Origin of the sequence: Pseudoalteromonas sp. P1-26 (assembly GCF_001401795.1) — a bacterium.
GTDB lineage: Bacteria > Pseudomonadota > Gammaproteobacteria > Enterobacterales > Alteromonadaceae > Pseudoalteromonas.
This window is the reverse complement of record NZ_LKDX01000075.1, coordinates 1-10,628: the sequence shown is the minus strand read 5'-3', so window position 1 is coordinate 10,628 and position 10,628 is coordinate 1. Positions and strand designations below refer to the sequence as shown.

Below are 10,628 nucleotides of genomic sequence, written 5' to 3'. Positions count from 1 at the left end.
CAAAACTTGCCGAAGCTCGGCAACATTGATAGTGTGATTACGTCAAAATCGCTTGGTACTTATACCGTCAGTATCCCTTGGTAATCACATTAGAAAGTAAAGATAGCCAAGGTAAGCCTATTGGATTATCCGCTATGTTTACAGGAATAATAGATCATTACTTAGTCATTGCAGGTGGAGCAAACTTTCCGAATGGACATCCTGTTTTTGATAAGGCAAACAAAGTCTTTCATAGCAACGTGTATGTGTATGATATTCAAAATGGAGCTTTTGACCTAGTTGCACAAGGCCAATTACCAGTTCCTCAGGCATATGGAGCGACGATCAAAACAGAGAATGGCTTATGGCTAGTTGGTGGTAAGAATGAAAATGGAGATATGAATGTCGTACTTGAGCTAACGCTTGATCGTCAGCTTCAAGTACATACTCGTCAAATTACTACTTTGCCGTTTACATGGTCAAATGGTGCGGCTGATATTTTCAATAATGAGTTATATTTGTTTGCTGGCAATTGGGATGGAAAAGTCCAAGCACAAATGTGTCGTTATTCCTTCTCTAAAAGTGCTTGCGAAGTTACTTCTATTCCAGGCTTACCCCGAGTGCAATTTGCAAGCACAAGAATTGCTAACAAGTTTTATATTTTTTCTGGTATTGCCCAAACACCAAATGGTACTTCTCATGTACTAACAGATAGTTACAGTTTTGACTTCGAGCAACTCAATTGGCAAGCGTTATCTGAAATAACCTTTAGTGGAAAACCTTTCTCTGTGGCAGGGGGAAGCGCATTAGCTTTGGATGACCAGCATGTTTTGATCTTGGGTGGGGTGAATAAAAAGGTATTTGATGATGCCTTAAAACAACTCACTACGTTGGAAGGTGAAGAGTTAATTAATTTTAAGAAAAAATATTTTGCAATGTCACCTGAGGAATTTAACTTCAGCCGCCAGCAATTTATTTTCAATATTCCAAATAATGAATGGCTTACTTTGAATAAACGTGTGCCATTTTATGGTGGCGCAGGGCCATTACAGACGGTTTTAGATCAGAAGTTTGTATATTGGTTATCTGGAGAGATTAAAGCTGTAGAGAGAACGCCGGCCATATATCGAGCATTAATAATTAACAAAAAATAAACATTAAGAATTTTTTCGTATTCTAAAGGTGTAACTGTTGACCTATTATACCAGTGTCTCATATAAAGGTTCACGCTTTTGCTGTTGTGATGACAACCACTTTGCGTAACTAATTTTGTTGTTTAGTCACGTAATAAAGTTACCCCTTCATTGTAAGGGCTTTATTAGAATGTGAGGAAAACATGAGAAATACGATCGGAGCTAGCTTTTTAACGACTAGCTTCTTACTCCTAAATAGCTCATTAGCTTATGCTGAACTTGTTAAGCAATGGGACACATCAACAACTAGTTTTAATGGATCTTCTACGTATGTATCACTTGATTCTGATTTAGATCTAGTTAGCTCCTTAACTAAAGGCAGTATTTATTCAGCTTTTAAAGCAACAGGCACAACTGGAACATTGTTCAGCGTATCCAATGCGAACGAGGCATCTAGCGAATATGCATTAGTAATCGACGGAGATGGTACATTACGCATCCATGCCAGGGAAAATGGCGCCTTCATAAATAACTTGAAAACAACAAAGGCGTTTAATGATAACCGTGAACATAAAACGGTGGTTTTAACTGATGAAAATGGTACTAGCATTCTCGTAGACGGTGAATTGCTAGCTCAAAACTCATCGACTTCATTTTTAAATAGTGTCGACAGCCTAAGTTCTATGAACATAGGTCGAAACGAAGATAATGGTGGCGGTCAATGGTATTTCTCTGGAGAAATATCAAGTACTGAAATCTATTCTTCTATATTAAGTAAAGCTGAAGCAGCCTTAAAAACTCGCCCAAATAATGTTGTTGCTCTATTTAATAGCAACTTAGATGCTTCGCCTGATTTGTTAGGTTGGACAAATGACTCCACCCTTCAAGGGCAAGGTAGTTTGCTAGATGATAATGGTGATACTGTATGGCAAGCCGATGGTAGTGCTGGTAAAGCCGAGTGGGAAGTTATTCCTGATTCACAAACAAACTTAGACGCGACAAATTATGGCTGGTCTATGTCTAGTACAGTTAAAGTCCTGTCTGGTTCCTATATTACAAATTACTATGCAAATGGTAATAAGCGTTACTTAGTTAATTTGAAAATTGATTCAAGTGGTGCACTCGTTGCTGATGTTGAGGGTGATGCACAATACACGCTAGTTTCGCAGCAAGGCTCAGATCAATATCATGACTATGAAGTAAACTATGATGCAAGTTCTCAACAAGCCACTTTTTGGTTTGATGGTGAAAAGGTAACTAGTTGGTCAGGCTCAGCATCAAATCAAAATGTCATCGTCTTTGGTAATGGCTCATCAGGCACAAGTGGTGTTGCAAATTATAAAAATGTACGCTTTGAAGTAACTGACAGTACTCAACCGATAGCACTTAGCAGTGTATTTGTGGGTGGAGCTGAAGGTATCAATGGTATGTCTAACTACCGTATACCATCTATTGTTCAGTCTCAAGATAATACGCTTTTGGCTTTTAGTGAGGGGCGTCCTAATGGAGCTGATCCTGGTGCAAGTGGTTTAATAAATATCTCACTCAAGCGCTCTTTAGACTTAGGGAAAACTTGGCAACCGGTGCAAATTATCGAAGAAAGTTCACAATACGATTTTTCTGACCCTAGACCTTTAGTTGATGAGTCAACTAACACTATATTTGTTTTTTACACTCAGTGGCTCGATTTGTGCGCACAAAATGGCAACTGTACAGGTCCAGATGATCCTAACTACCTACTTTTTAAATCAAGCACTGACAACGGACAAACGTGGTCAAACACCGTTAACGTTAGTGATGAAGTTAAAGACCCTACTTGGCGTTCAATTAATGCCGGCCCAGGTCATGGTATACAACTAAAATGGCAGTCTTCAGCGCAAGGAAGTCACAATGGGCGACTTATTTTCCCTGCTATTGTGCGTGCCTCAGATAGTTTATTTTATGTTGTGAGTGTGTTCAGCGATGATAATGGAGCAAGTTGGGATAAAGGAAATCTAACCCCAATCTCAGGGCCTACAGAAGCAGACTTTGTTGAGCTAAATGACGGTCGAATTTTGATGACAGCTAGAAATGATGGCTCTGCAGCCGGTACTCGTTATCACTTTTTAAGTAATGATGGCGGAATTACTTGGCAGCAAACAACTCATGATCTTGTTGTGTCTAAAGTCGATATTGGTATTACGCGCTTTAGTTCGACTATTCAGGGAGATGCAGAGAATAAGATTTTAGTGTCGGCACCAATTGGTAGCCCTGCAGGTGCTAATCGATATGATTTAGGTATATGGGTCAGCGAAGACGAAGGGGTGAGTTTTAACTCTCCTACGCAAATCGTTTATGGCTTCAGTGCATACTCTGACATCATAACGCTAAATGATGGAACAATAGCAGTTTTGTATGAGGCTACAGGCAGCACTCATATTAAATTTATCAATTTAAATATCAACGCAGTTAATTAATCTTCCCCTTCCAGTAGGCTATCAATGGATTTTCTCCATGATAGCCTGCTTTTAAATTCCATACATATCAATCCATTATAAAAATATCGTATTTTTTCTGTTAGATCCTTTTGACAAAAATCGAACAATTGGTATGCTGGTATAACAGGTTAACAATAATACAGCTTAAAGCTGATCATAATCTATCAACGGGGTACATCACATGAGTAATAAACTGACCACGCTATTTTCAAAATCGCTCCTCAGCATTTGTGTTGGAGCTGCAGCAAGTAACTTTGCATTTGCAGAGGAGCAACCTGAAGCAACAGCAGAGGTTGAAAAAATTCTAGTAACAGGTTCACACATTAGAAAAGGTGATTTCGAATCTCCATCACCTATCAAAGTTGTAGATTCTGATGATATCGAGGGGGTAGGTGCCGTTAACGTAGGTGACTTACTCGGTAAAATTCCATCAATTGTTGGTGATACAACATCTTCAAGTTCAAACTCAAGTGAGCAGGATGGTGGCCTGAATACCATAGCGTTAAGAAATTTAGGCTCTTCAAGAACGCTAGTTTTAGTTGACGGTAAACGTTATGTGTCAGGGATGTCTGTTGGTTCAGGGTATGGTGTAGATCTAAATACTATTCCTACAACAATGATTCAACGTGTTGAAGTATTAACCGGTGGTCAATCTGCAGCTTATGGCTCAGATGCAATCGCAGGTGTTGTGAATATTATTCTGAAAAAGAACTTTGATGGCGTAGCGGTTAAATTACAAAAGGGTGAAACAGAAGCCGGTGCCGCAGGTACTACAGATTTAGAGTTTACAGTGGGCCATAACTTCGATAGCGGAAACGCTTGGTTCTCACTAGGTTATTCTGATGATGAAGGTCTAAAAGCAACAGACCGCGATTATTCAAGTGTTCATTTAGACTCTGTTGACACCGATGGTGATGGTCTGGCTGATACGCCGCAGTTTGTTGGTTCATCACATATCCCTGAAGGCCGAATTGGTGGTTATAAAGGTGATGGCACTCCATTTGTACGAACTGGTGATGTTGAAACATCAGATGCATTTAATTTCCATGAATACCGTTCAATGATCACTCCATTGAATAGGACATTTGCGGCAACGGGGTTATCACTTGATTTGGATGATAAATCACGTCTTAACTTTACGGCAAATTACTCGCGAGTTGAGTCACGCACTCGCATGGAACCTATTCCTCTTGATACACGTAACGATATCTTCAAGTTATCACGTGGTGGCACTACAGGAATAGATATTGCGACGCACCCTTGGTTTGCAGGTACTGATTTAGGTAATGCCTTATTGCAAGATGGTATAACTAATCTAGACGATGTGAGCTTAACCTTCCGTCGCCTATATGAATTCGGTGATCGTGGTGCTGAAAATGTGCGTTCGACATTCCGCGTTGCAGGTGATTACGAATATGACCTTACAGATAGTATTTATCTGAATGTTAGCGCCACCTATGGTGTTACAGATCAAAACCAAAAAAATCATGGTGATATCAACCTTGAACGTGCTCGTTATGCTTTGGATATAGAAAGTGACGGAGCCGGCGGATATCAATGTGCCGATGATATTGCTCGCATTAGTGGCTGTGTCCCATTTAATCCATTTGCATATGATGGTATCTCGCAAGAGGCCGTAAATTATCTTGCAGCAGATACAGGGTTAAACGGTTCAATCGAACAATATGTTGTGACATCAGTCATTGCTGGCGATATTGATTTTGCTTTCAGTGATGATGTAAACAACCTAGGTTTTGCTGCTGGTGTTGAGTACCGTAAAGAAAAAGGTCAAGAGACTCCAGATCCATTAAGACAAGCAGGAATAGTGCGTGGCAGTCGAATTGCAAAAACAAAAGGCGAATTTGATGTTGTTGATGTTTTTGCTGAATTGCATGTTCCAATTTTAGAGCAACTTAATCTTGATTTTGCTGTACGCGTAGGTGATTACTCATCTGTTGGAACCACGACTAACTGGACTATTGGTATCGATGCTCCAATTTCAGATTCAATTAAATTGCGTGGTGCTTTAGCAACAGCAGTGAGAGCACCTAATGTGAGTGACCTTTTCGCAGGTGGTACCGCAACAGCAGCATTTGTTGTAGACCCATGTAATGGTATTAGCAATGCAGATACTGGCAACATTGCTGATAACTGTCGTTCTATAAGTGCAATCCAAAACCGTATTGATAGCGATGGAGCATTTGTTCTTACACAAGTTGAAAGCCAGAATACTTCAGGTCTATTAAGTGGTTCTGAAAACGTAAAAGAAGAGAAAGCTGACACGCTAACGTTAGGTATCGTATTAACACCTGAGTGGTTAGACGACTTACAGATGTCGATTGATTATTACGATATAGAAATTGATGACGCAATTGCTAAAACAGACCGCACAGTTATTTTAAATCGTTGTTACAGTGTTGACCCTAGTGAATTTGATGCAAATTGTGGAGGGTTAGTTCGTCGTGATGGCCGTTCAGGTGCCGCACTAGATGTTAACTCAGCTTCAGGTAATGAAAACATTATCAAAACCAGTGGTATTGATTTAGATGTTTCGTATCAAACAAACTTAGATGTCGGTGATTTATATCTTGGGCTAGCTGCCAACTACATCGATGAATACAGCATTACGGGTATAGAATCTGGCGATACACAGCATCTTGAAGGTGAAGTGTTATTTCCAAAACTACGCTTTAATATCAACGCTTCATATAGTATCGAAAACTTTAATCTTTATTGGCAATTACGTTATTGGGACAGCACTAAAGACCGTAACGACAACACCTTGATGACAGATGAGTTAAATGAGATTGAATCTCGTACATATCATGATGCGCGCATCAGCTATAGCTTCTCTGACTCAATTAACGCCTATTTTGGCATTAAAAATGTTTTTGATAAACAGCCTCCACAGCTTACGCAAACCCATAAGTATTATCAGGTTGGTACGCTAACTAACGGTACCGCTTATGACTTATATGGTCGTTCATTTTATGCGGGCCTAAAGCTTAACTTCTAACCTTGCTCAGTTCAGATGTGGGCGGTATGCCCACATTAAAAATAATGGAAGACCGATGATTTTTAAACCTACTCAACTTTTTGATGGTGTGCAATTTCATGATGATAAAGCAATAAGGGTTGTTAATGGCAAAGTCGCAGAAATAGTTACTTACTACCATGAGCCTTGTATTGAGCTAGATGGTGTCATGGTACCGGGCTTTATTGACACTCAAGTTAATGGCGGTGGCGGTGCATTATTTAACCATGAAACAACGTTAGAGACCCTACAAAAAATGGTTAAAGCGCATGCAATGTTTGGCACAACAAGCCTATTGCCAACTTTGATCACAAGTGACATTGCAAAATTGCAAGAGGCTGCTGAAATTGTCAGTAAAGCTATTAAGCAAGAAATACCAGGTATCGCAGGTGTTCACTTTGAAGGCCCTCATTTAAGCATCGTTAAAAAGGGTATCCACAATAGTCAACACATTCGCAAGATCACAGAAGATGAGCTGAAGATATATTGTCGCAATGACTTAGGGAAAGTAATGGTAACTGTGGCTCCAGAATCAATTTCACCGGCCCAAATTAGTTATCTTGTCGAACATGAGGTCATTGTGTGCCTTGGTCACTCAAATGCTGAATATGAAGATGTTGTTAAATGTATCGAAGCAGGAGCTATTGGCTTCACACATTTATTCAATGCAATGTCGCAGCTAACTTCAAGAGATCCAAATATGGTCGGGGCGGCACTTAGTGATGACCGATGCTGGACTGGAATAATTTTAGATGGTCATCATGTTCACCCTGCAGTCGCGAAAGTCGCTTACAGAGCAAAGCCGAAGGGAAAACTAATTTTAGTCACAGATGCAATGTCGACTATCGGAAGTCAGCAGCAAGCCTTTCACTTTGATGGTCATCAAATTTCATTAGCACAAGACAAGCTTGTAAGTCATACAGGTCAATTAGCTGGTTCAGCATTAGACATGATTAGCGCTGTGAATAATAGCCGAAAAATGCTGAACACGTCTTTTGCTGAATCAATAAACATGGCAAGCCGTTACCCTGCACAACTCCTAGGATTAGCGACATCTATTGGACAAATAGCTGTTGGTGCTGATGCTAATTTTGTGTTGCTCGGGCAAGAAAGTAACGGTGAATATCACGTCAAAAATACCTGGATCCAGGGTGAACAGTTTTATTAATAAGGAAACAAAATGCAAAAAATTAATGGGTTAATCAACGCGCCATTCACAGCGTTTAACGACGATGGCAGTATCAACCTGTCAGTTATCCCTCGATATATTGAAATGTTGGTAAATCATGGAGTATCAGGTGTTTTTGTTAATGGCTCATCAGGCGAGGGGCATTTATTAACTGATGAAGAACGCATGGATTGTGCTCAAGCGTGGGTAAATGCCGCGCCTGAGAATTTTAAAGTTATCGTTCATGTTGGTAGTAATAGTGTTCGTACTAGCCAAAAGCTTGCTATGCATGCAGCTGAAATTGGCGCGTATGCAACGAGTGTGATGGGGCCACTTTTTCCAAAGATCAATCGTGTTGAAGAGTTAGCAGCATACTGTGAGCAAATCGCTTCAGTAACCCCTGAACTGCCATTTTACTATTACCATATTCCGGCCTTTACCGGTGTAAACATCTCTATGCTTGCTTTATTAAAAGCTGTTGATAACAGAATTCTTAATTTTGCAGGTATTAAATATACTTTCGAAAGCTTATACGAGTATACACAGTGCAGACGCTATGAAAATGGCAAGTACGATATGCTGCATGGACAAGATGAAACACTGCTTCCTTCACTAGCCTTTGGTGGAGCGACTGGTTGTATAGGTGGCACATTTAACTATGCCGCTGACTTATATACAGGTATAAGGAAAGCGTTTGCTGAAGGTGACTTGGAAAAAGCACAACAGCTTCAATATCAGTCACTTGATTTAATTGATGTTATCGCTAAGTTTAGAGGCAATATCGTTGCTGGGAAACAAATTATGAAAGTAATAGGTTTGGATTTAGGTGGTAACCGTACTCCATTCCAAAACCTTTCTGATGATGAGTTTAAAGCAATGTCAGCTGAGCTTGAGGCGATTAACTTTAAATCATTTGCTAATAAAGTAAGTTAATACAGAGGCTTGGTGTGACTAAATTTAAAGTGATTTTGTATTTAAGTTTAATTATTAGCTCTATTACATCCGGGTTTTGTTTGGAAATGCCGAGTGTATTTAGTGACCATATGGTTTTACAGCAAAAAAAATCCATACCTATTTGGGGCAAGGCTGAACCAGAGCAGGTGATTGAAGTTAGTTATGCCAAGCAACTAAAAACGACTAAAGCGAATGAATATGGATACTGGCAAGTATTACTTGATGCCATGGACGGTGGTTACGAGGCAAGTGATTTGACTATTACTACATCTAATAGTCATAAGGTCTTTAAAGATGTACTCATTGGCGAAGTATGGTTGGCTGCAGGACAATCAAACATGCGCTTTGAAGTTAGTAAAACTGTTGGTGCAGATAGTGAGTTAGCTAAATCGAGTAATAATGTGATTCGCTTGCTGGATTATTATAACGATGACTTTTACCCTGATGAGGTTGTTTTTTCAGTCGATAAATTAGCCAAACTCAATGAATCTAATTATTTAAAAACAGATGGTTGGAAACTGAGTTCGCAACAAAGCAATGCTACTTTTTCGGCTGTTGCTTTCTATTTTGCAGCTAAATTACAAAAAGATTTAGATGTCCCCGTGGGTATTATAAATATATCCGTCGGCGGTACGATGACTGAAAACTTTATTAGTAAACAAACATTAGCCTCTATCCCTGAATTGGCACCTTTAGCTAACGACTGGATAAAGAGTATTATGCCATGGTGCAGAGACCGAGCACTCTATAATTTATCTTCATGGACAGAGCAGTTTCCTTTAAAAAAATTAGCGCATCATCCTTATGAACCTGGCTTTATTTTTGATTCAAGTGTTAAACCTCTTTCACCTTTTCAGATAAAAGGAGTTATTTGGTATCAAGGTGAATCGAATGCACCGATGACTGAAAAGCAAAAGCTTGAACCTTACTTTTCAAAAGATTTAAACAAACTAAAACTAAAAACACTGATTAAAGAATGGCGCCAAACCTGGGATGAACCTTCATTACCGTTTTATATAGTTCAATTACCTGGACTTAACCGCCCATGGGCTGAGTACAGACAACTACAAAGCGAAGTTGCAAATGAACTATCGAATGTTTCTTTAGTTGTTAGTTATGATCAAGGTGAGGCCGAAGATGTCCATCCTAAGAAAAAGCACCCTTTAGCTGAAAGGATTGCAAGATCAATACTCTACAAGATTTACGGAAACATAAATCAATATGTAGATGCAGCAATTGATAAGGTTAGCTTTAGAAACACACAAATTGTGATCAGATTCACAGATACAATTATGATAAATAAGTCGGTTGCAGCCAATGCCATTGGAATTGAGGTAGGGGACCAGCAAGGAAAATTTTACAGTGCACAAACTAGGCTTGTTGGTAACTTACTAGTCGCTTGGAGTGAAAGTGTTAGTAACCCCGCTGCCATTAGATATGCGTGGTTTGATGACCCAAAAGATAAGGCCAACTTAGTTACAAAGCTAAGTGATCCCATTGCACCATTTATATACTCCAAACAATAAATGTAGCCCCTTAATCGCTTTTTTAAATTCACTGCGAGCCGTACGTTGCCGGCTCACTACTCAATGTCTGGGTAGTCAGAGTTCACTCTGATAATACTAGTGAGGGAATTGTACGCAAATATACTTTTCTATTGTGGTAAAGCAAAAGCGTATTGCCAACGATAATGTAAGGCGAGGCTTGAGGGCAATGAAGGAGTAGCGTGCTACTCCTTTTGTATACTTATCATTTAATGCAATAAGAAGCAGGGCTAGTATTTCAACTTGTTTCTGTCGGATAGACGACACCTGTTACCAAGTGTCGCCCTCCTAAGAACCGTACGTGCAACTTTCACTGCATACGGCTCAAGCCTTCACGAA

6 protein-coding genes are annotated in these 10,628 nt (G+C 39.6%); all 6 read left to right on the top strand.

Features of this window, described 5'->3' with window-relative positions; translation table 11 throughout:
• Positions 1 to 77: 77 nt before the first annotated feature.
• The 6 genes from AN394_RS20275 (at position 78) to AN394_RS20250 (ending at position 10,271) form a co-directional block, all read left to right on the top strand.
• Positions 78 to 1,133, top strand: coding sequence for a cyclically-permuted mutarotase family protein (locus AN394_RS20275; protein ID WP_268795671.1), 1,056 nt, complete (start codon positions 78 to 80; stop codon positions 1,131 to 1,133).
• Positions 1,134 to 1,315: 182 nt separating this feature from the next.
• On the top strand, positions 1,316 to 3,568 hold the full coding sequence (locus AN394_RS20270; RefSeq protein WP_055022405.1) for an exo-alpha-sialidase: 2,253 nt from the start codon (positions 1,316 to 1,318) through the stop codon (positions 3,566 to 3,568).
• A 202-nt stretch (positions 3,569 to 3,770) separates the two neighbouring features.
• A complete protein-coding gene (locus AN394_RS20265; RefSeq protein ID WP_055022404.1) occupies positions 3,771 to 6,605 on the top strand; it encodes a TonB-dependent receptor domain-containing protein in 2,835 nt (944 codons plus the stop codon).
• 55 nt (positions 6,606 to 6,660) lie between these two features.
• Positions 6,661 to 7,791 (top strand): N-acetylglucosamine-6-phosphate deacetylase, encoded by a 1,131-nt coding sequence (gene nagA / locus AN394_RS20260; protein ID WP_055022403.1) that lies wholly within the window; start codon positions 6,661 to 6,663, stop codon positions 7,789 to 7,791.
• A gap of 12 nt (positions 7,792 to 7,803) precedes the next feature.
• Entirely contained in the window at positions 7,804 to 8,724 is a 921-nt protein-coding gene (locus tag AN394_RS20255; protein WP_055022402.1) for a dihydrodipicolinate synthase family protein, read from the top strand.
• Between the two features lie 14 nt (positions 8,725 to 8,738).
• Complete coding sequence (locus AN394_RS20250; protein ID WP_152968959.1) at positions 8,739 to 10,271, top strand: sialate O-acetylesterase; 1,533 nt, start codon at positions 8,739 to 8,741, stop codon at positions 10,269 to 10,271.
• Positions 10,272 to 10,628: the final 357 nt, after the last annotated feature.